This is a genomic window from Methylobacterium gnaphalii, assembly GCF_007992215.1.
In the GTDB taxonomy this organism is placed as follows: domain Bacteria; phylum Pseudomonadota; class Alphaproteobacteria; order Rhizobiales; family Beijerinckiaceae; genus Methylobacterium; species Methylobacterium gnaphalii.
On sequence record NZ_BJZV01000006.1, the window covers coordinates 42186 to 63947 of the forward strand.

23 protein-coding genes are annotated in these 21762 nt (G+C 68.7%); 8 read left to right on the top strand and 15 right to left on the bottom strand.

Annotated features, from left to right (window positions below; genetic code table 11):
• Nucleotides 1–38 precede the first annotated feature (38 nt).
• From rpoN to MGN01_RS07015, 4 genes are all read left to right on the top strand, one after another.
• On the top strand, nucleotides 39–1580 hold the full coding sequence (gene rpoN / locus MGN01_RS07000; RefSeq protein ID WP_147045879.1) for an RNA polymerase factor sigma-54: 1542 nt from the start codon (nucleotides 39–41) through the stop codon (nucleotides 1578–1580).
• An 89-nt stretch (nucleotides 1581–1669) separates the two neighbouring features.
• Nucleotides 1670–2278 (top strand): ribosome hibernation-promoting factor, HPF/YfiA family, encoded by a 609-nt coding sequence (hpf, locus tag MGN01_RS07005; protein ID WP_147045880.1) that lies wholly within the window; start codon nucleotides 1670–1672, stop codon nucleotides 2276–2278.
• A gap of 137 nt (nucleotides 2279–2415) precedes the next feature.
• Nucleotides 2416–2883, top strand: coding sequence for a PTS IIA-like nitrogen regulatory protein PtsN (ptsN, locus tag MGN01_RS07010; RefSeq protein WP_147045881.1), 468 nt, complete (start codon nucleotides 2416–2418; stop codon nucleotides 2881–2883).
• Between the two features lie 70 nt (nucleotides 2884–2953).
• Nucleotides 2954–3247 carry a hypothetical protein gene (locus MGN01_RS07015; protein WP_147046041.1) on the top strand — a complete coding sequence of 98 codons (294 nt, stop codon included), beginning with the start codon at nucleotides 2954–2956 and terminating at the stop codon, nucleotides 3245–3247.
• A gap of 9 nt (nucleotides 3248–3256) precedes the next feature.
• On the opposite strand, the gene MGN01_RS07020 is transcribed toward MGN01_RS07015, so the two are convergent.
• The 3 genes from MGN01_RS07020 to ftsE all read right to left on the bottom strand — a co-directional run bounded on the left by MGN01_RS07020 (nucleotide 3257) and on the right by ftsE (nucleotide 5853).
• Nucleotides 3257–4105, bottom strand: coding sequence for a YdcF family protein (locus MGN01_RS07020; protein WP_147045882.1), 849 nt, complete (start codon nucleotides 4103–4105; stop codon nucleotides 3257–3259).
• Nucleotides 4106–4240: 135 nt separating this feature from the next.
• Nucleotides 4241–5218 carry a cell division protein FtsX gene (locus MGN01_RS07025; RefSeq protein WP_147045883.1) on the bottom strand — a complete coding sequence of 326 codons (978 nt, stop codon included), beginning with the start codon at nucleotides 5216–5218 and terminating at the stop codon, nucleotides 4241–4243.
• Nucleotides 5218–5853, bottom strand: a complete 636-nt coding sequence (ftsE, locus tag MGN01_RS07030; RefSeq protein ID WP_238257666.1) for a cell division ATP-binding protein FtsE — start codon at nucleotides 5851–5853, stop codon at nucleotides 5218–5220. The genes MGN01_RS07025 and ftsE overlap by 1 nt, the downstream gene beginning before the upstream one ends.
• A 242-nt stretch (nucleotides 5854–6095) precedes the next feature.
• On the opposite strand from ftsE, the gene MGN01_RS07035 reads away from it, so the two are divergent.
• From MGN01_RS07035 to MGN01_RS07045, 3 genes are all read left to right on the top strand, one after another.
• On the top strand, nucleotides 6096–6848 hold the full coding sequence (locus MGN01_RS07035) for a zinc-ribbon domain-containing protein (protein ID WP_147045885.1): 753 nt from the start codon (nucleotides 6096–6098) through the stop codon (nucleotides 6846–6848).
• Nucleotides 6849–6916: 68 nt separating this feature from the next.
• Entirely contained in the window at nucleotides 6917–7486 is a 570-nt protein-coding gene (gene hpt / locus MGN01_RS07040; RefSeq protein ID WP_147045886.1) for a hypoxanthine phosphoribosyltransferase, read from the top strand.
• Nucleotides 7487–7653: 167 nt separating this feature from the next.
• Nucleotides 7654–8019 carry a response regulator gene (locus MGN01_RS07045; RefSeq protein WP_147045887.1) on the top strand — a complete coding sequence of 122 codons (366 nt, stop codon included), beginning with the start codon at nucleotides 7654–7656 and terminating at the stop codon, nucleotides 8017–8019.
• Between the two features lie 44 nt (nucleotides 8020–8063).
• On the opposite strand, the gene ggt is transcribed toward MGN01_RS07045, so the two are convergent.
• Genes ggt through rlmN form a run of 3 tightly spaced genes read right to left on the bottom strand, consistent with a single transcriptional unit; the run spans nucleotide 8064 to nucleotide 11659 of the window.
• On the bottom strand, nucleotides 8064–9812 hold the full coding sequence (ggt, locus tag MGN01_RS07050) for a gamma-glutamyltransferase (protein WP_147045888.1): 1749 nt from the start codon (nucleotides 9810–9812) through the stop codon (nucleotides 8064–8066).
• Nucleotides 9813–9860: 48 nt separating this feature from the next.
• The gene (locus MGN01_RS07055; RefSeq protein WP_147045889.1) at nucleotides 9861–10367 is read right to left on the bottom strand and encodes a hypothetical protein; all 507 of its coding nucleotides are present in this window, start codon (nucleotides 10365–10367) and stop codon (nucleotides 9861–9863) included.
• Nucleotides 10367–11659: a dual-specificity RNA methyltransferase RlmN gene (gene rlmN, locus MGN01_RS07060; RefSeq protein WP_147045890.1), complete on the bottom strand. Its 1293-nt coding sequence runs from the start codon at nucleotides 11657–11659 to the stop codon at nucleotides 10367–10369. Before rlmN ends, MGN01_RS07055 begins: the two co-directional genes overlap by 1 nt.
• Before the next feature lie 206 nt (nucleotides 11660–11865).
• Between rlmN and MGN01_RS07065 the strand changes: the two genes are divergently transcribed.
• On the top strand, nucleotides 11866–13092 hold the full coding sequence (locus MGN01_RS07065; RefSeq protein ID WP_147045891.1) for a GGDEF domain-containing protein: 1227 nt from the start codon (nucleotides 11866–11868) through the stop codon (nucleotides 13090–13092).
• Between the two features lie 62 nt (nucleotides 13093–13154).
• On the opposite strand, the gene MGN01_RS07070 is transcribed toward MGN01_RS07065, so the two are convergent.
• From MGN01_RS07070 to MGN01_RS07115, 9 genes are all read right to left on the bottom strand, one after another.
• Nucleotides 13155–13598, bottom strand: coding sequence for a cytochrome c-type biogenesis protein (locus MGN01_RS07070; protein WP_147045892.1), 444 nt, complete (start codon nucleotides 13596–13598; stop codon nucleotides 13155–13157).
• 122 nt (nucleotides 13599–13720) lie between these two features.
• Complete coding sequence (locus MGN01_RS07075) at nucleotides 13721–15721, bottom strand: heme lyase CcmF/NrfE family subunit (protein WP_147045893.1); 2001 nt, start codon at nucleotides 15719–15721, stop codon at nucleotides 13721–13723.
• Between the two features lie 184 nt (nucleotides 15722–15905).
• Entirely contained in the window at nucleotides 15906–16406 is a 501-nt protein-coding gene (gene ccmE / locus MGN01_RS07085; RefSeq protein ID WP_147045894.1) for a cytochrome c maturation protein CcmE, read from the bottom strand.
• 153 nt (nucleotides 16407–16559) lie between these two features.
• Nucleotides 16560–18191 (bottom strand): c-type cytochrome biogenesis protein CcmI, encoded by a 1632-nt coding sequence (ccmI, locus tag MGN01_RS07090; RefSeq protein WP_147045895.1) that lies wholly within the window; start codon nucleotides 18189–18191, stop codon nucleotides 16560–16562.
• Nucleotides 18192–18269: 78 nt separating this feature from the next.
• Nucleotides 18270–19682 (bottom strand): sensor histidine kinase, encoded by a 1413-nt coding sequence (locus MGN01_RS07095; protein WP_147045896.1) that lies wholly within the window; start codon nucleotides 19680–19682, stop codon nucleotides 18270–18272.
• 66 nt (nucleotides 19683–19748) lie between these two features.
• On the bottom strand, nucleotides 19749–20420 hold the full coding sequence (locus MGN01_RS07100; protein ID WP_147046042.1) for a response regulator transcription factor: 672 nt from the start codon (nucleotides 20418–20420) through the stop codon (nucleotides 19749–19751).
• A 47-nt stretch (nucleotides 20421–20467) separates the two neighbouring features.
• Nucleotides 20468–20830, bottom strand: a complete 363-nt coding sequence (locus MGN01_RS07105) for a PepSY domain-containing protein (RefSeq protein ID WP_147045897.1) — start codon at nucleotides 20828–20830, stop codon at nucleotides 20468–20470.
• A gap of 204 nt (nucleotides 20831–21034) precedes the next feature.
• Nucleotides 21035–21259, bottom strand: coding sequence for a hypothetical protein (locus MGN01_RS07110; RefSeq protein ID WP_147045898.1), 225 nt, complete (start codon nucleotides 21257–21259; stop codon nucleotides 21035–21037).
• A gap of 53 nt (nucleotides 21260–21312) precedes the next feature.
• A complete protein-coding gene (locus MGN01_RS07115; RefSeq protein ID WP_238257656.1) occupies nucleotides 21313–21720 on the bottom strand; it encodes a hypothetical protein in 408 nt (135 codons plus the stop codon).
• Between the last annotated feature and the right edge of the window lie 42 nt (nucleotides 21721–21762).

Genomic DNA, 21762 nt, shown 5'->3' on the forward strand with positions numbered 1-21762 from the left:
GATCTTGATCGCTCACCAACGGAGAATCAGGCCTCACGATGAGTCTGCTTCAACGGCTTGAGATGCGCCAGGGCCAAGCCCTGGTTATGACGCCTCAGCTTCTGCAGGCAATCAAGCTCCTGCAGCTCTCCCATCTCGATCTTACCGCCTATGTGGATGCCGAGCTGGAGCGCAATCCGCTGCTGGAGCGCGTCGAGGGCGATCCGACGGGCGATGTGGCCGAGCGCGGGCAGGACACGGGATCGGAGGCAGGAGAGGGCGGCGAGACGGAGTCCTGGCTCAAGGACGACATGGCGCCGGACCGGGCCACCATGGAGAGCGCCCTCGATACACGCCTCGACAACGTCTTCGCCGACGAGACCCCTATGCCGCGCGAGCAGGGAGGAGGCGACACCCTCTCGCTCACGCCGGCTCCCTACGGCAGCACCGGCGGCAGCTTCGATGGCGAACTTCCGGATTTCGAGGCGAGCCTCACCGCCGAGATCTCATTGCGCGAGCATCTGGCTGCGCAGCTCGACCTCGCCACCCGCGACCCGCAGGACCGGCTGATCGGCGGCTTCCTGATCGATGCGGTGGACGAGGCTGGCTATTGCCGCGAATCGCTCGATCTCGTCGCCGACCGCCTCGGTGCAGACCTCGACCAGGTCGCGCGGGTGCTCAAGCTGGTGCAGACCTTCGATCCGCCGGGCGTCGCCGCTCGCGATCTCGCGGAGTGCCTGGCGATCCAGCTGCGCGAACAGGACCGGTTCGATCCGGCGATGCAGGCGCTGGTCTCGCGGTTGGACCTCGTCGCCAAGCGCGATTTCTCTGCCTTGCGAAAACTCTGCGGCGTCGACGACGAGGATCTCGTCGAGATGCTCGCCGAGATCCGCCGGCTCGATCCGAAGCCCGGCCGGGCCTTCGGCACGAGCGCGGTCGAGGTGCTGGTGCCGGACGTGTTCGTACGCGCCGCGCCGGACGGATCGTGGCTGATCGAGCTGAACTCCGAGGCGCTGCCGCGAGTCCTGGTCAATCAGAGCTACTACTCCCGCGTCTCGAAGGGCGCCGTAGCCGACGGCGACAAGAGCTTCCTCTCGGAATGCCTGCAGAACGCCAATTGGTTGACCCGCTCCCTGGAGCAGCGCGCCCGCACCATCCTGAAGGTCGCCACAGAGATCGTGCGCCAGCAGGACGCCTTCTTCGTCCACGGCGTCGCGCATCTGCGCCCGCTCAACCTGAAGACGGTGGCCGAGGCGATCGGCATGCACGAGTCGACGGTCTCGCGCGTCACCTCCAATAAGTCGATCGGCACCAGCCGCGGCACGCTGGAGATGAAATACTTCTTCACTGCCGCGATTCCCGGCGCAGCGGGCGCGGCCTCGCACTCCTCCGAAGCCGTCCGCTACCGGATCAAGCAGCTCGTCGATGCCGAGGCGAACGACGTGCTGTCCGATGACGCCCTCGTGCAGCGCCTGCACGACGAGGGCATCGAGATCGCCCGCCGCACCGTTGCGAAATACCGCGAGTCCCTGCGGATCCCCTCGTCCATCGAGCGCCGCCGCGAGCGTTCCGCACAGGCTGGAGCTGGGCTCGGCGCCTGACCGGCGCCGTTCGGCCCGCCGGACCATCGCGTTGACTTCGGCTTCGGCGCGTCCTTAGTTTGCCCGTCTTTGATAAATCGGAGACGTCGATGGCAGGTCTGAGGGTTACGGGTCACGGCGTCGACCTCGGTGAGGCGCTGCGAAGCCGGGTCGACGACCGAATAGAGGCGACTGTCTCGAAGTACCTCGACAGCCACATGAGCAACTCGCTGTCCGGGCATGTGACGCTCCGGCGCGACGGCACCAGCTTCCGTACCGATTGCGTGGTGCATCTCGCCTCGGGACTCACCCTGGAGGCCTCCGGCTCGGCGCACGATCCGCATGCGAGCTTCGACCAGACCGCCGACAAGCTCGAGAAGCGGCTGCGCCGCTACAAGCATCGCCTGAAGGATCACGGTGCGGCGAGTCACAATGGCGGCCGCAGCCCCGAGGACATCGAGGCGGCCTATGCCGTCCTCGCCGCTCCGGCCGACGAAGACGAAGACGATTTCGATGCCCAGGAGGAGGCCCATCCGCCGGTGGTCGCCGAGAGCACCAAGACGCTGCGGCGGCAATCGGTGAGCGAGGCCGTGACCAGCCTCGATCTCACCGGCGCGCCGGTCGTCGTCTTCGTTCACGCTGGCACCGGCCGCATCAACGTCGTATATCGGCGGAGCGATGGCGCGATCGGTTGGGTCGATCCGCCGGAGCGTGCCTGACCGGAGCCCCGCCTCCGGTTTCTTTGGAACGCCGCTGCGAGGCGGTTGGAGATCGAGGTTCGGCATCTCGCGTGCCGGCCTCGCCGCCGGGATTGGGTTACCGATCCCGGATTTTGTCGATGGGACGAAGGTCCTTTATGCCAGTTCTGGAATTCCTAAGTCCGGATTCGGTGATCCCGGCTCTGAAGGCGCGGGCCAAGAAGCAGATCCTGTCGGAGCTGGCCGCGCAGGCCGCCCGCCAGCTTCCCGGCCTCGACGAGCGCGAGATCTTCGAAACGCTGCTCCAGCGCGAGCGTCTCGGCTCGACTGGGATCGGCGACGGCGTGGCAATTCCCCACGGCAAGCTCGCCCGCCTCGACCGGCTGTTCGGCATGGTGGCGCGCATCGAGAAGCCTGCGGATTTCGAGGCCCTCGACGGTCAGCCCGTCGACATCGTCTTTCTGCTGCTCGCGCCGGAGAATGCCGGCGCCGACCATCTCAAGGCTCTGGCTCAGGTGGCGCGCATCCTGCGCGAGCCGGGGCTGCTGGAGCGTGTCCGCGCCGCCCACGACGCCAGTGCGCTCTACGCGGTGCTGACGAACCGGCCGACTCCGCAGGCTGCGTGAGGCGAAGACGGGGGTGATCGTGGCAAGACGAGGCGGGCAGGGGATCGCGCAGCTCGCGGCGATCGGTCTCATGGTGACAGTCGCGGCAGCGACTGCCCGGGCCGAGAGCGATGCAGCCTGCGCGCGCGACGTGCTCGTCGCGAATTCGATGCAGCGCCAGGCGGGCGAACAGCTCGAGAGCGCAGGCGACGATCAGGCCAGCCAGTGCCGCGTCTGGCGCCGCCACGTCGACACCATGCGCCGCATCGCCGGGGTCTATGGCCGCTGCCTGTCCGGGCCGGAGCGCAAGGAGAAGCTCGCCCAGGCCCAGGGGCAGGAGAGCGAGTTCGGCGGCCTCATCCGCAGCCGCTGCAAGGGATTCTGACGCCGCTGCTCAGTTCGCCATGGGCAGCTGGGGCTCGGCCACCATCCTGACTGGCGCCTTGGACGGCTTGCCGCGGCCGACCAGCACCGCGAAACGGGACTGCTCCGGGTCACCCTCCACCCGGGTGCGCAGCCAAGCGGCGAGGAATTTGACGTATTCGGCGCCGACCAGGCGGGCCACGGCGGGATCCTGCCACCAGCGGCCGATCTCGAACCCGTCTGCGATCACCGGATAGGGCACGGCCGACTGGCCCTCGGCGAGAGCATGGCCGATCTCCACCAGCGTCCGCGGCATGTGATAATTCGAGGTCACTACCGCGATCGTCTCGAAATGGTGACGCCGCATCCAGCGCCGGGTCTCGATGGCGTTGCCGATGGTGTTGCGCGCCCGGTAGTCGAGATCGACGCAGCACTCGATCAAGCGGCCCTGGCTCGGATTCAGCCGGGCAATCTCCTCGCGGCTGGTGCGCTCGTTGACACCCGAGATCAGTAGCCGCCGCCCGTAGCCGCCGGCCAGCAGCTCGATCGCGTCGCCGACGCGTTGCGCGCCGCCGGTCAGCGCGACAATGCCGTCGGCTCGGCCGCTCGGCCGGCGCTCCATCCGCTCGATGGTCGAGACGAAGAGGAGAAAGCCGGCAAACAGGGCAAGTGCGCCAAGAGCGACCGTGCCCGCGAGGGCGAGCCTGACCAGACGAAGCAGAGGGCGAGGGGCGGAGGAGGCGGCGCGTCTGCCGTCACCTGCCCGGAACTGACAATCCTGCACACCAGCACTCTGCCATGCCCAGCCGAGAGCCTCCAGGGCTGCCAGCGGCGTGCCGATACCGAGGTCGCGCGTCCGTGTGAGCGTACGCAGGGTCATCCTCCCGAGCGTAGCCGCGATTGCGGCCGTGGAGAGGCGAAATTTTCCTCTTTCACGGGTTTACAAATGGTTAACGCGATCCGCGCGGATCGTCGCAAGCTTCGGTACGGATTCAGGAAACCGGCACGGCAGTGCCTACCATGACAGGAAGCGGCGGACCGTGATCCGCGAGACTACGGCGGTGACGACGGAGGCGATCACGCCGATCAGCACGATCAGGAAATATCCGCGCCAGCCGACCTGGAAGCTGCCGAACAAGGCCTCGATCTCGTCTCCGGCCGGGCCCGAGCGCGAGATCCGAGCCAGCACGCCGGCCAGCGCGAAGACGAGGAGCGCCGCGCCGGCCCCGACGGCACCACCGCGCAAGCCGAGACGGAAGAAGCGGCTCTGGAAGGCACGGGCGATGTAGTCGTCGTTCGCGCCGACGAAATGCAGCACCTCCACCACCTCCTTGTTGCCGGCCATGGCGCCGCGCGTGGCGAAGACCACGGCGAGGCCCGTCGCGGCCAGAACCAGCGCAACGATGCCGATGCCGATGCCGACGAACGTGTTGGCCATGGTCGAGAGACGCTGCAGCCAGAGGGCGTGATCGTCGAGGCTGGCAACACCGGGCAAAGCCTCGGTCAGTTTTTCGCGTAGGGCCTTCAGGTCGGGTGCGGGACTCGAGGCGAGCTTGACGGTGATGAGGCGCGGTACCGGCAGATCCGAGAGATCGAGGCCGCTGCCGAGCCAGGGTTCGAGCAGGCGCTCGGATTCCCCTTTCGAGAAGATCCGCGTCTCGGCGATCCCAGGTTCAGCCTTGGCGATCTCCTGAGCTCGCGTCACGTCCGCATCGATGTCGCGGCCGGGGCCGGGGCGAACCTGGACAGTGACCTCCTGCGCCACCGCGCCCTGCCACTGACCGGCGCTCGTCGCGACGATCTCGGCAGCGCCCGCGCAGAGCGCTGCGAGGAAGGTGAGGATCGCGATGACCGCGGCGAGCGCCCGGCTCGCGGCCGTATCGGTCGGCACCAGTGGCGCGTTGCGGCGGAGTGTCGCCGGCAGCGACGGCTCGGAGGCTGACGCAGGCGATGCGGCGGGGGCAGGGCGCGGCGGGGCGCCAGTCTCGGCCATCACTCTTCGATCCGGAGACGGCCGTCTCCGAGCACCAGCCGGCGCGCATCGATCAAATCCATCAGGCCAAAATCGTGGGTGGCGATCAACACGGAGGTGCCGAGCTTGTTCAGCTCCATGAACAGCCGGAGCAGACGCCGCGCCAGGGTTGGATCGACGTTGCCGGTGGGCTCGTCGGCGAGCAGCAGCTCTGGCCGGGCGATCAGTGCCCGCGCGATCGCCGCGCGCTGCTTCTCGCCGCCCGAGAGGAGAGGCGGCAGCACATGCATGCGCTCACCGAGGCCGACCCAGCGGAGCAGTTCCACGACCTCGGCCCGGTAATTCGTTTCGGAGCGGCCCTGTACACGCAAGGGGAGGGCGACGTTCTCGTAGGTGGTGAGGTGGTCGAGCAGGCGGAAATCCTGGAAGACCACGCCCATGCGGCGGCGCAGGCCCGTCAGCGCCTCGTTGGAGATGCCGCTCACCTCCTCGCCGAAGACCGAGACCAGGCCCCGCGTCGGGCGCACCGAGAGCAGGATCAACCGCAGCAGCGTCGTCTTGCCGGCGCCGGACGGGCCAGTGAGGAACTGGAAGGAGCGCGGCGCGATCTCGAAACTGACGTCGGACAGCACCTCCGGTCCCATGCCGTAGCGCATGCCGACATTCTCGAAGTGGACCGCCGGCGCCTCGGTGCCGGACAACAGGCTACCCGTCCTCGTCCCGCCCGCCACGTTCACTCCGCCAGCCAAAGCTCGCTCCGTCACGCGCAATTCGGAAGAGGATCGAAACAGCCGATCGAGGCCGTTTCACGGGCGGTTAACCCTGGTCGCGCAACAACCGTTTCGGTCCTTTTTCCGCGCGCGGCAACCCGCCGCCGGAAGCACCCAACCGATTTACCATGCTGATCTCCTGCCCTGCCTGCGCGAGCGAGTACGAGATCGAAGGCGTCCTCGTCGGCGCCGAGGGCCGCTCCGTGCGCTGCGCTGCCTGCAGCGAGACCTGGTTCGTCGGCCCGGAGACCCCGGATCCGGCGGAAACCGCCGAGATCGATGCGTGGGACGGCGCGTCGTTCGGCGACGAGCCGGAAGAGCCGGCGCCGGTCGTGATCGATCAGCCGATGCCACCGCCGCGTACGGCGAAGAGGGCCGAGCCGAAGCGGTTCGCGACGATCCCGCGCCCGTCGCCCGCCATCGCCGCCGGGCTCGCCCTGTTCGCGATCCTGCCGCTCGCCACTTTCGGGCGGGCAGCAGTGGTGCGGGTGATGCCGCAGAGCGCGGCGCTCTTCTCTGCCATTGGCTTGCCAGTGAACCTGCGCGGCGTCGATTTTCGCGAGGTCACGGCGTTCCGCAACACAGCCGAGGGATCGAACCCAGCCCAGCTCGTGGTCGAGGGCGATCTCGTGGGAGTGGCCCGCGAGCGCGTTGCGGTGTCCCCACTGGAGATTGAGCTGCGCGACGCGCGCGACCAGTCGCTCTATCGTTGGACCGTGCCGCCCTCGCGGGCCGCCCTGGAGCCGGGCGAAACGGCCCGCTTCCGCGCGAGCCTCTCGGCGCCCCCCGCACAGGCCAGTCAGGTGCTGGTCCGCTTCGCCGATGCCGGCGCGGCCGAGGCATCAGCTCCCGCTGGGGACGCACAGCACAGCGTTCACTGAGCCGCTGGCGCCTCGGCGCTCGCGTGGTATGAGGCGGGCATGACCATGAGGCTTGCTTGGAGGCTTGCATGACCTCCGCTTCCCGGCGCGTCCGCGTCCTGTTCGACGAAGCCGCCATCGCGCGGCGCAATGAAGAGCTGGCTACCGAGATTCTGGCGGCCAAGCCCGAGAACCTGCTCGTCGTCGCGGTGCTCAAGGGCAGCTTCATGTTCGCCGCCGACCTGTTGCGCGCCCTGCACCGGGTCGGGCTGTCGCCGCAGGTCGAGTTCGTGCACCTGTCGAGCTACCGCGACGCAACGATCTCCTCCGGCAAGGTCGAGATCCTGCGCGACGTCCAGAGCGAGGTGAGCGGCCGCGACGTGCTGCTCGTCGACGACATCCTCGAGTCGGGGCGCACCGTGGTGTTCGCCAAGGACCTCCTGATGGCCCGCGGCGCCCGGCGCGTGCTCACGGCCGTGCTCCTGGAAAAGCCCGGCAAGCGTGCGGTGACGATCGATGCCGATTTCGTCGGCTTCACCTGTCCCGACGTGTTCGTAGTCGGCTACGGCATGGACGCGGCACATGCCTTCCGGCAGCTCCCGTTCGTCGGCCTAGTCGACTACGAAAGCAACGATCCGGATCTGTTCGGCGGCGCCTGAGCAGTCGCGGGCGGCGCGGGCCTATGCTGGGGATTTGACGGAAAACGTTCCGAATAATGCTCAGGACTACGGTTCAAGGAACTCTGTGGCTTCAAGAATCTTGACTGCACGCCGTGGCGCTTGCGAGGTCGGCCGGCAGATTTGAGAGCGAAGCCGAGGCAGCCGACATGGCGCGCATCCTCCTCGTGGATGACGAGGACACAATACGCGGATTCCTGAAGCGCGGGCTGGAGCTCGACGGCCACTCCGTCGTGACGGCGATCGACGGCAGCGATGGGCTCGACCGTCTCACCGAGGCCTCCGGCGAATTCGACCTGATGCTCACCGACATCCGCATGCCGCTGATGGATGGGATCGCCCTCGCGCTGGCGGCCAAGCGCGACTATCCCGACCTCACCATCCTGCTCATGACGGGCTTCGCCGACCAGCGCGAGCGCGCCCGCGGTCTCGATGCCATCGTGCTCGACGTGCTGACGAAGCCCTTTTCGCTCGCCGATCTGCGCTCGACCGTGAAGCGCGCGCTGGCGGCTTAGGGCTGCGTTTCCCCTTCCGGTCGTGATTCCGGGGCCCCGCAGGCTCAGTAACCGTCCGCGAGAGTGCCGCGCTGGCGTTGATCCGACGCTCCGGCGAGCAAGCCGCCGTCCGAGATCACCGAATTGGCCGAGCCCGAGGGCGCGCCGACCTTCACCGTGTAGCCCTGCTGACGAAGCAGAGAGACGGTATCGGGTGAGATGCCCTCCTCCACCATCAGGACGTCCGGCTGCCACTGGTGATGAATGCGCGGCGCAGCGACGGCCTCCGCCAGATTCATTTTGAAATCCAGCACGTTGACGATCACCTGGAGTACCGTGGTGATGATGCGGCTGCCGCCGGGACTCCCGGTCACCAGAAACAGCCGTCCCCCGCGAAACACCATGGTTGGCGTCATGGAGGAGAGCGGTCTTGCGCCCGGCGCCACGGCATTGGCCTGCCCACCGACGAGCCCGTAGGCGTTGAGCGCCCCGGTCTTGGCGGAAAAGTCGTCCATCTCGTTGTTGAGCAGCACGCCGGTGCCCTCGGCCACCAGCCCGATGCCGTAGGAAAAGTTCAGGGTGTAGGTGTTGGCGACCGCATTGCCCTGGGCGTCGACCACCGAGAAATGCGTGGTCTGGTCGTGCTCGAAGGGCAGCGGGTTGCCGGCCTTCACCTCGGCGGCTGGGCGCGCGCGGTTCGGTTCGATCTGCTTGCGCAAAGTCTCGGCATAGGGCCTCGAGATCAGGCCCTCGACCGGGACCCTGGTGCGCGCCGGGTCGCCGAGCCAGGAAGCCCGGTCGGCATAGGCTGGCTTCATCGCCTCGGCGAGAAGATGGATGGCCTGCGCACTGCCGGCGCCCATCGCGGCGAGATCGTAGCCCTCGAGGATGTTGAGGATCTCGATGAGGTGGACGCCGCCAGAACTCGGCGGCGGCATCGAGACGATGTCGTAGCCGCGATAGGTTCCCCTCACGGGTTTGCGCGTTTCCGGCTTGTAAGTGGCCAGATCGGCGGCCGTCATGATGCCGCCGGCACCGCGCACGGCGGCGGCGATCCGCTCGGCGATCTCGCCCGTATAGAAGGCGTCCGGTCCTTGCTCCGCGATCGCGTGCAGCGTGCCGGCGAGATCCTTTTGGACGAGCGTGGCCCCGCGCGGCAGCACCCTGTCGCCGTCGAAGAAGATCGCACGGCTCGACGGCCATTGACCGAGAAGGCCAGAGGCACGGGGCAAGGAATCGGCGAGGCCGGATTCCACCGGGATGCCCTCGCGCGCCAGCTTCTCCGCCGGCGCGATCAGCTCGGCGAGCGTGAATTTCTCGGAGCCGTAGAGACGGTGCGCCTCGGCGAGACCGCGCACGGTGCCCGGGACGCCGACCGCCTTGCCGGTACGGGTCGAGGCGGCCTTGTCTGGCTCGCCCTCGGCGTTGAGGAACATGTCCTCGGTGGCTGCGGCCGGAGCGGTCTCGCGGTAGTCGATCGCCACCGTCTCGTTGCGATCGGCGAGATGCACCAGCATGAAGCCGCCGCCGCCGAGATTGCCCGCGCGCGGCAGCGTCACGGCGAGGGCGAAACCCACCGCCACGGCCGCATCGACCGCGTTGCCGCCCCGCTTGAGGATGTCGACGCCGATCCGCGTGGCGTGCTCCTCCTGAGAGGACACCATGCCATGGCTCGCCAGCACGGGCAGGATGCGGGCGTCTTCCGCCTGGAGCGGCGCCGTGCCGAGGGAGCCCGGTGTCGGGTCAGCCTGCGCGTGGGCCACACCCGGCAGCGCGAGGAGGAGGGCGAGGGCGGCGCGGATCATCGGCAGCATGCGCCCCGGTCTATCGGAAAACGCAGGATCGCGCTCGCTGGAAAGACGCTATCGCGACCGATCCATCGCCGGCCTTCCTTCGGCAGCGCTTCTTCCGGCGACCATCCAATAGACAAGCCCCGAGGCGGCGCCGGCCAGGAACAGCACCGCCATCACCCGGCCTTCGGCCACGAGCGCGTCTTGCCCGGATGGCGGTTTGACACCGCCGCGGGCGATCCAGGGGAGGGCGGCAGTGAGCAGGCCAGTGGCTCCACCGTACCAGGCGAGCGCCCGGAGCCGCAGCGTCTCGCCGATCAGGGCGACCAGGGCCGGCGGCAGCAGGAGGAGGATGGCGAGCGCCCTCAGGAAGGCGACCATCGCGCCGATGGCAACATCCGGCGGGAGCCCGGCGGCCATGTCGTCGATGCCTTCAATGATGCCGATCAGGCCGAGGGCGCCGACCGTGTCGCGCGAGACCGGGTCGAGCAGCACGCCGGCCGCGAGGACAAGCGCACCGCACGGAACGGCAAGGACCAGCGCGACGGAGCCGAGAACGAGCCGGCCGAGAAGCCGCATCAATCGTCCGCGTCGGCGCCGGCATAGACGGCTTCGGCGCCCATACCCTCTTCGAGCATCATGCGGGCGCGGGCGCGCAGCTTCTCCGTCTCGCTCTTGAGCTGGCCGCAGGCGGCGAGGATGTCGCGGCCGCGGGGCGTGCGCACCGGAGAGGCATAGCCGGCATCGAAGATGATCTGCGAGAAGCGCTCGATCCGGCTCCAGTCGGAGCAGGCATAGGCACTGCCGGGCCAGGGGTTGAACGGGATCAAGTTGATCTTGGCCGGGATGTCGCGGAGCAGCTCGACCAGCTCGTAGGCGTCGTCGTCGCTGTCGTTCACGTCCTTGAGCATGACGTATTCGAAAGTGATGCGGCGCGCGTTGCTGAGGCCCGGATAGTTGCGGCAGGCATTGAGCAGCTGGGCGATCGGGTATTTGCGGTTCAGCGGCACGAGCTCATTGCGCAGTTCGTCGCGCACGGCATGCAGCGAGATCGCCAGCGAGGCATGCGACTCGTCGCCGAGGCGGAACATCTGCGGCACGACGCCGGAGGTCGAGACGGTGACGCGCCGCCGCGAGAGGCCGATGCCTTCCTGGTCGGTCATGACCTGGACCGCGTCGATCACAGCATCGACGTTGTAGAGCGGCTCGCCCATGCCCATGAACACGACGTTCGTGATCAGGCGCCCGGCTTCGCCCGTGGAGCCGGCATTGCGCACCGGCTCCTGGCCCGGCCAGTCGCCGAGGCGGTCGCGGGCGAGGATCAGCTGCGAGACGATCTCGGCCGATGAAAGATTGCGCACGAGGCGCTGGGTGCCGGTGTGGCAGAAGGTGCAGGTGAGCGTGCAGCCGACCTGGGACGAGACGCAGAGCGTGCCGCGATCCGGGCCCGGAATGTAGACGCACTCGATCTCGGCGCCGCGATTGTGCTCCTGCACATTGGTGGGCGCCATGCGGAGCAGCCACTTGCGCGTGCCGTCGCGCGAGATCTGCTCGCTGACGACCTCCGGCCGGTCGAGGGTGAAGCGCTCGGCGAGCTGGGCCTTCAACCCCTTGCCTACATTGGTCATCTGGTCGAAGTCGGTGGCGCCGCGCAGGTAGATCCAGTGCCAGAGCTGACTGCCGCGCATGCGCGCCTCGCGCTCGGCCACGCCGATGCCGAGCAGGGCCTCCTTGAGGCCGGCGCGCGTCAGGCCGACGAGAGAGGTCTTGCCGCCGAGGGCGGCCGGCTCGGGGCGGAAGTCGGGCATCTTCTCGATTGCGGGAAGAACGCCGGGCTCGCGCCGGGCGCTGTCGAACGACGCCGTCGCCATGACTTGGATGTGACCTTGGGAAGGGAGGAATCGTGCCCCTATAGGCGCTTTCGGCCTCCAACGCGAATGCCGGCGGCTCGGGGCCGGGCCGCGCCTCGGTATGACCGCGGAGGCACGCCTCTCACGGCGCGAGGGTTAACTTGGCGGCAACACCGGATTTGTAAGGTTGCAACCTCGCTTCTCGCCCAGGAGCTGCCTGCCTCGCGATGCTACCTCTGATTGAAGAAGGTCTTGCGAGACCTTGGTATCGCCTGCGTCTGCCTGCCTCGCTCGAGGCCCGCTACGCCGCGCAGGGTCGCGCCGCCAGCGCGCGTCGCATCCGCTCCTGGCTCCTGGTCTTCATCGCCGTCAACGTGCTGTCGGTGAAGGTCGATTTCGACATGTTCGGGGCCGACGCCGTGGCCGTCCCAGCGGCGCTGACGCTCGGCCTGCTCGTGCCGGTGACGCTGCTTGCGGTTGTGTTGCTCCGGCGGGAGCCCTCGCCGCTCCGGCAGATGGCCTGCGTGCTCAGCGTGAGCCTCGTCGCCATGGGAGTGACCCTGAACAGCGCGCGGATCGTGTCGGAGCCTCACGGCGACGTCTATCTGATTCTCGCGGCGATCATCCCCCTCGTCGTGGGCATGATCGCGCCGCTCTCGTTCCGGCACGGCATCATTTACTGCACCGCCTGCTTCACCCTCTATGTCGGCTCGATCACGGTCTTCAGCCTCGGCGACCATGACGGGTTCGGCGTACCGATGCTGGTGGCGAGCCTGATCCTGGTGCCGCTGAAGCTGACCTACGCTCAGGAATGGGAGACGAAGCAGAGTTTCCTGCTCGGCCTGCGCGAGCGGATCCAGGCCCATGCCCTGGCCGAGGCGAATTCGCGGCTGATCGTCCTCTCGGAGACCGATCCCCTGACGAGCCTCGCCAATCGGCGCCTGTTCGATCAGCGGCTGGACGAGGCCTGGAAAACGGCGATCCGCGAGGAGCAATGGCTAGGCCTCGCCGTGGTCGACGTCGACCACTTCAAGGCCTTCAACGATGCCGCCGGCCATTCGGAAGGGGATCGCTGCCTGCGCGAGATCGCCTCCGCCCTGAGCGGGGCGGTGGCTGCACAGAATGGGCTGGTCGCGCGGTTCGGCGGGGAAGAGTTCGTGGCCTTGCTGCCAGGCGCGACGCCTGAGGCGATGCTGGAAGCCGGTCAGGCCCTGCACGACGCGGTCACCCGGCTGGCGCTACCGCATCCCGGCCGATCCGGAGCCTGCGTCAGCGCCAGCGTCGGCATCACCTCGGCACACGGCGCGACGGGCGCGTTCGGCGTGACATCGGAGGGGCTGCTCGAGGCGGCGGACCAGGCGCTCTACCGGGCCAAACATGCCGGGCGCAACCGCGTGGAAGCCGCCTGTCCGAGCCTGGCTCTGCCGACCGTACGGCCAGCGCGCGCTGCCTAGAGCAGGCTCGATCCTGATCGATCGATCACGGTTTCTGCGCTTTCACCGAAACGCAGCGCGATCTAGCGCCGCTCCAGCAGCGCATCGACCTCGGCCTGCTCGGCCTGAGACAATCCGGCAGGCTTTTCCGGCGCCTGGCGGCGGGACAGGCGCCAGATCCCGAACCCGCCGAGCAGCACCGCCAGCAGCGGCGTCAGCCAGAGCAGCAGCGTGTGCCAGGCGAGAACCGGCTTCAGCAGCACGAACTCGCCGTAGCGTGCCACGACATAGTCGACGACCTGCCTGTCGTCGTCGCCTGCGGTGAGGCGCTCGCGCACGATCACCCGCAGGTCCTTGGCGAGTGGAGCGTCCGAATCGTCGATCGACTGGTTCTGACAGACGAGACAGCGCAGGCCTTCGGAGATGTGGCGGGCGCGGGCTTCGAGGGCGGGATTCTTCAGGACTTCATCAGGTTGAACAGCGTGAGCTGGCGCAGCGGACAGCAGAAGCATGGCGGCAAGCGCCATGCGTCTCCACCACACAGCCTGCACCCCACCACGCTCCTCATGCCGAGCTGCTCGGAAGGAGCCCCGAAGCACGAGGAGTCGTGTGGCTGCCATCGGCCGCCCCGGCATCGTCCTGGGCGGCGTCATTCCGCCGGCACCGCATGCGGCGGCAGCTTCGCTTTCGCCTTTGCCGGGGCACCGACGCGGATGCGGCGGTCGGTGAGGGAGACCGCGCCGCCGAGCGCCATCACCACGGCGCCGAGCCAGATCAGCAGAACCAGCGGCTTGTAGTAGAGCCGCAGGCCGATGGAGCCATCGGGCATGACCTCGCCCAGGCTGGCATAGACCTGGCTGAACCCGATGGTCTTGAGGCCGGACTCGGTCACCGTCATCTTTCGGGATGGGTAGAAGCGCTTGCCCGTCTCCACCGGGCCGACGGCGTCGCCGTGGGCGGTACGCAGCGTCAGGAAGGCCGCGGTCTCCTCGTAGTTCTCGCCGGTCCGGGGGCCGACCTTATCGAGGGTCGCCACGTAGGAGCCGACGGCGAGCGTCTGACCGGGCTTGAGCGTCGCGAGGCCTTCGACCGCCCAGCTCTGGGCGGCGATTCCGATCACCACCACGCCGACGCCGGCATGGGCGATGGCCGTGCCCCAGGCCGAGCGCGGCAGGCCGGCAGCGCGCCGCCCGATCGTACCCCAATCGCGCGCCCGGCTGGCGCCGTAGCCGCGGGCACGGGCGATGATCTCCAGCGCCGAGCCGATGATGAGATAGGCGCCGAGCCCAATGGCGACGGGTGCCATCACCGGACCACCCCAGGCTAGCGCTGCGGTGCCGATGGCGACGACGAAGGCGATGGCGAAGGCCGCGAACAGGCGCTGCGTCGCGGCCGAGATGTCGCCGCGCTTCCAGGCGAGCGACTGGCCGAAGGGCACGATCAGCAGGAGCGGGATCGCCAGCGGCACGAAGGTCCAGTTGAAGAAGGGCGGACCGACCGAGATCTTCTGGCCCGTCAGCATCTCGAGCAGCAGCGGATAGAGCGTCCCGACCAGGACAGTGGCGCAGGCGGCGACCAGAAAGAGGTTGTTCAGGACGAGCGCGCCCTCGCGCGAGATCGGCGCGAAGATTCCGCCCTGGCGCAGCATCGGCGCACGCCAGGCAAAGAGCGTCAGCGAGCCGCCGATGAAGACGACCAGGATCGCCAGGATGAAGACGCCGCGGGTCGGGTCGGTGGCGAAAGTGTGCACCGAGGTCAGCAGCCCCGAGCGCACGATGAACGTGCCCATCAGGGAGAGCGAGAAGGTGAGCACCGAGAGCAGAACGGTCCAGACCTTCAGCGCGTCGCGCTTCTCCATCACGACCGTGGAGTGCAACAGCGCCGTGCCGGCGATCCAGGGCATCAGCGAGGCGTTCTCGACCGGATCCCAGAACCACCAGCCGCCCCAGCCGAGCTCGTAATAGGCCCAGTAGGAGCCCATCGCGATGCCGAGCGTCAGGAAGACCCAGGCGGTGAGCGTCCAGGGACGCACGGCGCGAGCCCAGACCGCGTCGATCCGGCCGTCGATCAGCGCCGCGGCGGCGAAGGCGAAGGTGATCGAGAAGCCGACATAGCCGAGGTAAAGGAGCGGTGGATGCACCGCGAGCCCGAAATCCTGCAGCAGCGGGTTGAGGTCGTTGCCCTCGATCGGCGCCGGGGCGACCCGGTCGAAGGGGTTCGAGGTCGTGATGATGAAGAGCACGAACACGAAGGTGATCGTGGCCTGCACCGCCAGCGTGTTGGTGCGCAGAACTGGCGGCACCGAATTCCTGGCCAAGGCAACCATGGCGCCGAACAGCGACAGGATCAGAACCCAGAGCAGCATCGAGCCCTCGTGGTTCCCCCAGACGCCGGAGATCTTGTAGATCAGGGGTTTCAGCGTGTGCGAGTTCTCGACGACGTTCTTGACCGAGAAGTCGGACATCACGTGCGCGTAGGTCAGCGCGCCGAAGGCAAACAGGATACAGGCGAAGACCCCGAGCGCCGCCGGCACGGTGGTTTCACGCAGGGCCTCGTCGCCCGAGCGCGCCGCCCAGATCGGCATCGCCACCTGGATCACGGACAGGGCCAGCGCCAGGGCGAGGGCGAAGTGGCCAGCCTCTACGAGCATCGGAAGGCACCCATTACGCCGATCCCATCCATCCACCTCATGCCGAGGTGCCACGAAGCGGAGGCCTCGAAAGAGGGCTCCAGTCTGCGTCCGGATCCCTGGAGCCCTGCTTCGAGGCTGCTCCGCAACACTTCAGAATGAGGTGTGTTGTTGGAAACGAGGCAGGCGAGGGCCGTTCCTGACATCACCGCTCGCTGCGCTTGCCGAGGGAACCCTCCGGCCCCTCGGCCTTCGGCACCGGCTTGCCGCCCGTGCCCTCCTGCCAGCGACCCTGCGCCTTCAGCGCATCGGCAACCTCGCGGGGCATGTAGGATTCGTCGTGCTTGGCGAGCACGGTGTCGGCGCGGAAGGTGCCGCCAGCATCGAGCGTGCCCTCCGCCACGACGCCCTGCCCCTCGCGGAACAGGTCCGGCAGCAGCCCCTTGTAGTGCACGGGGATGGTGCCCTTCGTGTCCGTCACCGAGAAATCGACCGTCTGATCGGCGCCGCGCTTGAGCGAGCCGTCGAGGACGAGGCCGCCGAGTCGGAAGCGGGTACCCGGCGCAACGCCCTGCGCAGCGACCTCGGCCGGCGAGCGGAAGAACACGATGGAACCGCTCATCTGCCAAAGGATCAAGCCCACCGCGACGGCGAGCACAGCGCCGCAGCAGGCAATCAGGGTGAGGCGGCGGCTCTTGCGGGTCACGTGTCCGTCCCAGGGCGCCGGCCTCGATGCGCACGAGCCTGACGTCGTTCTAAACTGTCGAGCCGGGTTTCCGACGCCCAGGCGCCGGGGTCAAGGCTGCCGGCCGGGACGTATTGTCAGGGGCGAAGCCGTGCCGCGGGCCGTGCTGCCACGTCATTGGCCGGCGGCAGCGGTCCTGAGGTTGAGATCGCGGGCGAGGCCGTCGAGACGCTGGAGGGCGCCGGCGTCAGCAGCGAGCGCCATGCGGGCGCGGTCCAGAGCGCCAGCCGCGGCCGGGCGATCGCCGAGGGCGGTATAGGAGCGCACCAGCCGCATCCACTCATCCACGCTGCCGCCCTTAGCCGCCAGGCGACGATCGAGGCCTGCCACCATGCCGCGGACCGCAGCCTCCCGCTCGGCCGCAGGCATCGCCTGGATCGCGGCGGCGGCCCCGTCCGCGGCTCCGCCGGAGGTTTCCGACGGCATCATCGCGTGAGGCCGAGGATCGGGGCGCAGGGCCGCATCAGCCTGCGGCGAGGCATTCCCGGCTTGCTGCGGCTGGGAGGCAGCGCCTGCATCGCCCTGCCGGCCGGGCTCGGCGAGATCGAGCGCCTTGGCTTCGGCCTCGAGCCGGGCGCGGCCCTCGGCATCGTCGGCGAGCGCCGTGCGGCCGCGCTCCAATGCCTCGCGCGCCTTGTCGCGCTCGCCGAGCGTGCCGTAGGAGCGCACGAGCCTCATCCACTCCTCGGCACTTCCGCCCTGCTGGGCCAGACGCCGGTCGAGGCCCTCGACCATGCTCCGGATCGCGGCCATTCGCTCGTTCGGCGGCAGCGACTGGAGGCCGGCAGCCGGGCTCGCCGGAGGCTTGGCCTCGGTGGGGCGAGGCTCGTCCGGCTTCGGAGACGCGGCCTTGGCATCCGCCTCGGCCTTCGACGGTTCGGAAGGGGGCGCCTCACCCTTCAGGCGGGCGAGGTTCTGGCGCACGAGGCCCATCCAGGGCGCGTCCTCGGGACCTTGTGCAGCCAGCGCTTCGAGACGTTTGGCAGCACCTGCCGGGTTACCGGCGAGCTCGTCGCCACGCGCCAGATAGAATTGCGGCTTGGCCGAGGTCGCGTCGAGGCTGAGAGCGCGCTCGAACAGCTTGCGGGCCTGCGGCGTGACGGCGCCCTCGCCGGCCGCGACCATGGCCTCGCCCCAGTTCGCGAGCCGCTCCGAATTCTCACCCTGCAGACGCACCACCTGCTCGTAGGCGCGGGCGGCATCATCGAAGCGGCCGATGCGCATGTAGACGGGCGCGATCACGGTCCAGCCACGGGCATCGTTCGGGTTGCTGGCGAGCTTGGCCTCGACCTGGGCGATCGCCTTCATCATGCCCTCGCCGCCCTGCTGCGCAGTCTTGCGGTCGGCCTCGGTCTGCGAAGGAAGGTTGGGGGAGCCGTAGAGCCCGTAGACCACGAGCGCCACCAGCGGCACGGTCGAGAGCGCGAAGGCGGAGGCTGCACGGCGCTGGCGCAGATGCGGCTCGGCGATCGGCCCGGCCTCTTCCATGCGGCCCTCGCGGCTCGCCCGCAGCAGGCGTCGCGCAGCCTCGGTGCGCGCGGCCTCGGCCTCCGACGGGCCGATCAGGCCGCGGCCGAGATCGCGCTCGATCTCGGCGAGCTGGTCCTCGTAGAAGGCGGTCTCGGTGGAGAGGCCGGCCTCACCGGACGAACCTTGCTCGGTCTTTTCGCGCCGGGCGAGCGGCCATAGCAGCGCGAGCACGGCCGAACCGGTCATGATTGCCAGGATGAACCAGATCGCCGTCATGGGAGCCTGAATGCGCGGAGCCGTCTCGTGCCGCGCATGCGGCTTAACACAGAGCAGGCGGATGGTAACGGCGACGGACTAACGCTGTGCGGCAGCCGCCGGCCCGTCTCCGGGCACCTCCAGCACCGCGCGCAGGCCGCCGAGGGCCGCCGCCTCCAGGCGGAAGCGCCCGCGATAGAGCGCGGCGAGATCCGCGACGATGGAGAGGCCGAGACCGGAGCCCGGCTTGCTCTCGTCGAGCCGACGCCCACGGGCGAGAACCGCAGCGCGATCCTCCTCCGGCAGGCCGGGGCCGTCATCCTCGATGGTGATGAGCAGGCGGGCGAAATCGTGGTCGGCCACCGGCGCGGCCGCGATGACGACGCGGTCATTTGCCCATTTCGAGGCATTGTCGACGAGGTTGCCGACCATCTCCTCGAAATCCTGCTTCTCGCCGCGGAAGCGCAAGCCGGGCGGCACGCGCACCTCATAGGCGATGTCCTTGTCGCGGTAGATCTTGCCGAAGGTGCGCACCAGGCCGGCCAGAGCCGGCTCGATCTCGGTCGAGGTGCCGAGCGTGCCGGCGAGCGCCGCGGCGCGGGCGCGGTCGAGGTGGTAATTGACCTGGTCGCGCATCACCGCAGCCTGCTCGCGGATCTTCTCGGCAAGCTCCGGCGGGGCGTCGCTCGCGCCCACCTCGTTGACGATGATCGAGAGCGGGGTCTTCAGCGCATGGGCGAGGTTGCCGACCTGGGTGCGGGCGCGCTCCAGGATTTCGCGGTTGGTGTCGATGAGCAGGTTCGTCTCGCTGGCGAGCGGGGCGATGTCGTGGGGATACTCGCCGGGGATGTGATCGGCCTCGCCGCGGCGGATGGCACCGAGCGCCGCACGCAGCCGTTTCAGGGGCGCGAGACCGAATCGGATCTGGAGCATGGCCGTCACCGCCAGCGACAGGCCGAGCAGACCGAAGGTCACGGCGAGCGAGAAGCGGAAACGGTCGACGTCATTGACGATCTCGTCGGCCGGGCCGGCGACGCGCACGGTGTAGCGCCCGTCCTGGCCGACATCGACGTCGCGCTCGACGATGCGCAGGAGCCGATCGTCCTGGCCGTGCCCGTAGCCCTGGCGGATCTGGCCGATCGTCGCCGTGCCGGCTGTGTCGGGCCCTTTGAGCGGCACGCCGACGAGGGAACGGGACTGGCGCAGATCGCGCGGCTTCGCATCCGGATGGCCCACCTGCCAGTACCAGCCCGAGAGCGGTAGGTCGAAGCGCGGATCGCCGAGCGCGAAGGAGCGCGCCTCCGGATCGGGGCTGACGAGATCGGTGGCGAGGTTGTTGGCATAGACCAGCAGCCGGCTGTCGAAGCTGCGCTCGGTATTCTCGCGATACAGCGTGGTGAGGATCCAGGCGGCGATGACCAGGATTGCCGCGCTCGACAGCAGCGCCGAGACCGCGAGGCGCACGCCGATCGAGCGGCGGCGCATGGGCAGCCAGGAGAAGCGGTCGGTCATGCTCTGTCGCGGCTGTTTACGGGCGAGGAGGTCATCCGCGCCGATCTCGGCAAGATCTGATCGTCCCTACCCCTTCGTCTGCGCCCCATCGATCAGGTAGCCCAGCCCGCGCACGGTCTGGATCAGGTCCACGGCGAGCTTCTTGCGCAGACGGCCGACGAAGACCTCGATCGTATTCGAGTCCCGGTCGAAGTCCTGGTCGTAGAGATGCTCGGTCAACTCGGCGCGGGAGACGACACGGCCGGTATGGTGCATCAGGTAGGAGAGCAGCCGGTATTCGTGGCTCGTCAGCTTCACCGGGTTGCCGTCGACGAAGACGCGACCGGAGCGCGTGTCGAGCACCACCGGGCCACAGGAAATCTGCGAGGTGGCGTGGCCGGCGGCACGCCGCAGGATCGCGCGCACCCGGGCCATCAGCTCCTCCATGTGGAAGGGCTTGGTGACGTAGTCGTCGGCGCCGGCATCGAAGCCGTCGACCTTGTCCGACCAGCGGTCGCGGGCGGTGAGGATGATGACGGGGGTCTTCACCCCGGCCCGGCGCCAGTTCTGGAGCACGGTGACGCCGTCGGTCTTGGGCAGGCCCATATCGAGGATGATCGCGTCGTAGGGCTCGCTCTCGCCGAGGAAGCCGCCCTCCTCGCCGTCGAAGGCCGTGTCGGCGACGTAGCCCGCCTCCTCCAGCGCCTTCACCACCTGCCGGTTGATATCCCGGTCGTCCTCGACGACGAGCAGACGCACCTCAGCCACCCCTCGTTTGGCAGCGCCCCGAAGGGGACGCGCTCACGTTATTGTCCATGCACTTGCCCGGACTGGGCGTCCACCATCACTCGCACGAACTGCCCGTCGCGGCGCAGGGCCGTGAGCACGTAGACGAGCCCGGCCTCCTGCTTGCACAGGGTCGCCCGCTGGATCTCGGCGCGCGGATAGACGTTGCGCGCCGCGCGGATCGCGGTGAGTGGCGGGACAACGCGCTTCTCGGCGACGGATTCGCGCATGTCGGCAGGCGAGAGGCAGCCTTCGATCCGGCCCAGAGGGCGCGTCTTGACCGGCGCCGGTCCCTCGGTCTCCTCGGCGAGCGTGCCAACAGCACCCGTCGCGATCACCGCGACGGCTGAGACGGCAAGCAGCATGGCAAGCGCGTGATGCATGGTGCCTCCTTGTCGAACCGAGGCACTGAATGCGTGCTGAATAGCCGCCGCCGTTCGAGATCCGAGATACTTCATGCAATCGCGCCGCGTCGAAGGCGCCCGCCACCCTGCGCCGGAAACAAGACTGGACATAAGGCCGGCGGATCGGCGCGGTTCCATGCGAAGGCCATGGCATCGCCCACAGGGTCCGCGAGCCCCGATCGCTCAGGCATCTGCGCCGAGGCGCTCGACGAGGCGGGTGAGGTTGGCCTGCAGGGCGAGGCTCGCGAGGTCCTGCAGGTCGACATGATCCAGGGCAGCCTTGCGCAACGCCAGCACCGAGAGGTCGAAGCTGCGCCGCGCGGCGTGAAGCCGCCGGATCACGGCGGCACTCCGGGTCCGGGGCCGGCCGGAGGGCAGGGCTCTCGCACGGGTGAACAGGCGGGTCATGCCGGCTTTCTCCCTCGTCGTGACGGGCGGCTGAGTGACAAGCCGCCGCGCCCTCATCCCTGGCCACCGAGCCGGACTTCGCCGATCCGGCGCAGGATCTCGTCGAACTTTTCGCGCGAGCGCTCGTCGCTGCGGTCGACCCCGCGTGCGATCTCACTGGAGATCCGGGTGAGGTCCTCCAGCACGCGAGTGCGGCTCTCCAGTGCCGCGGCGACGGCGGCGTTGGTCTGCGAGGCCCGCTCCAGGGCGGTGGCCGTGGTGCCGGTCTCCTCGATCCGGGCCTCCAGCGCGCGCAGGTTCTCGCGGTGCAGGTGCAGGCAGGCGAGGCCGAGCAGCACAGCGACGATCCAGCCGGCACCGCCGTCGCTGAAGAGCAGGTGGATGGCCTCCAGGGCGATCTTGTCCATGGCGCCCTCCCTCTCCCCGATCGCCGCACGGGCCGGGATGGTCTCGTGCGGCACGCTCAGTGACCTCAGGTGACCGCCCGGTGCCGGCGCGCGGCG

Coding starts and splice junctions, on each gene's coding strand:
- rpoN (WP_147045879.1), top strand. CDS start 39: ATGAGTCTGCTTCAACGGCTTGAGATGCGCCAGGGCCAAGCCCTGGTT.
- hpf (WP_147045880.1), top strand. CDS start 1,670: ATGGCAGGTCTGAGGGTTACGGGTCACGGCGTCGACCTCGGTGAGGCG.
- ptsN (WP_147045881.1), top strand. CDS start 2,416: ATGCCAGTTCTGGAATTCCTAAGTCCGGATTCGGTGATCCCGGCTCTG.
- MGN01_RS07015 (WP_147046041.1), top strand. CDS start 2,954: ATGGTGACAGTCGCGGCAGCGACTGCCCGGGCCGAGAGCGATGCAGCC.
- MGN01_RS07020 (WP_147045882.1), bottom strand. CDS start 4,105: ATGACCCTGCGTACGCTCACACGGACGCGCGACCTCGGTATCGGCACG.
- MGN01_RS07025 (WP_147045883.1), bottom strand. CDS start 5,218: ATGGCCGAGACTGGCGCCCCGCCGCGCCCTGCCCCCGCCGCATCGCCT.
- ftsE (WP_238257666.1), bottom strand. CDS start 5,853: ATGCGCTACGGCATGGGACCGGAGGTGCTGTCCGACGTCAGTTTCGAG.
- MGN01_RS07035 (WP_147045885.1), top strand. CDS start 6,096: ATGCTGATCTCCTGCCCTGCCTGCGCGAGCGAGTACGAGATCGAAGGC.
- hpt (WP_147045886.1), top strand. CDS start 6,917: ATGACCTCCGCTTCCCGGCGCGTCCGCGTCCTGTTCGACGAAGCCGCC.
- MGN01_RS07045 (WP_147045887.1), top strand. CDS start 7,654: ATGGCGCGCATCCTCCTCGTGGATGACGAGGACACAATACGCGGATTC.
- ggt (WP_147045888.1), bottom strand. CDS start 9,812: ATGCTGCCGATGATCCGCGCCGCCCTCGCCCTCCTCCTCGCGCTGCCG.
- MGN01_RS07055 (WP_147045889.1), bottom strand. CDS start 10,367: ATGCGGCTTCTCGGCCGGCTCGTTCTCGGCTCCGTCGCGCTGGTCCTT.
- rlmN (WP_147045890.1), bottom strand. CDS start 11,659: ATGGCGACGGCGTCGTTCGACAGCGCCCGGCGCGAGCCCGGCGTTCTT.
- MGN01_RS07065 (WP_147045891.1), top strand. CDS start 11,866: ATGCTACCTCTGATTGAAGAAGGTCTTGCGAGACCTTGGTATCGCCTG.
- MGN01_RS07070 (WP_147045892.1), bottom strand. CDS start 13,598: ATGGCGCTTGCCGCCATGCTTCTGCTGTCCGCTGCGCCAGCTCACGCT.
- MGN01_RS07075 (WP_147045893.1), bottom strand. CDS start 15,721: ATGCTCGTAGAGGCTGGCCACTTCGCCCTCGCCCTGGCGCTGGCCCTG.
- ccmI (WP_147045895.1), bottom strand. CDS start 18,191: ATGACGGCGATCTGGTTCATCCTGGCAATCATGACCGGTTCGGCCGTG.
- MGN01_RS07095 (WP_147045896.1), bottom strand. CDS start 19,682: ATGACCGACCGCTTCTCCTGGCTGCCCATGCGCCGCCGCTCGATCGGC.
- MGN01_RS07105 (WP_147045897.1), bottom strand. CDS start 20,830: ATGCATCACGCGCTTGCCATGCTGCTTGCCGTCTCAGCCGTCGCGGTG.
- MGN01_RS07110 (WP_147045898.1), bottom strand. CDS start 21,259: ATGACCCGCCTGTTCACCCGTGCGAGAGCCCTGCCCTCCGGCCGGCCC.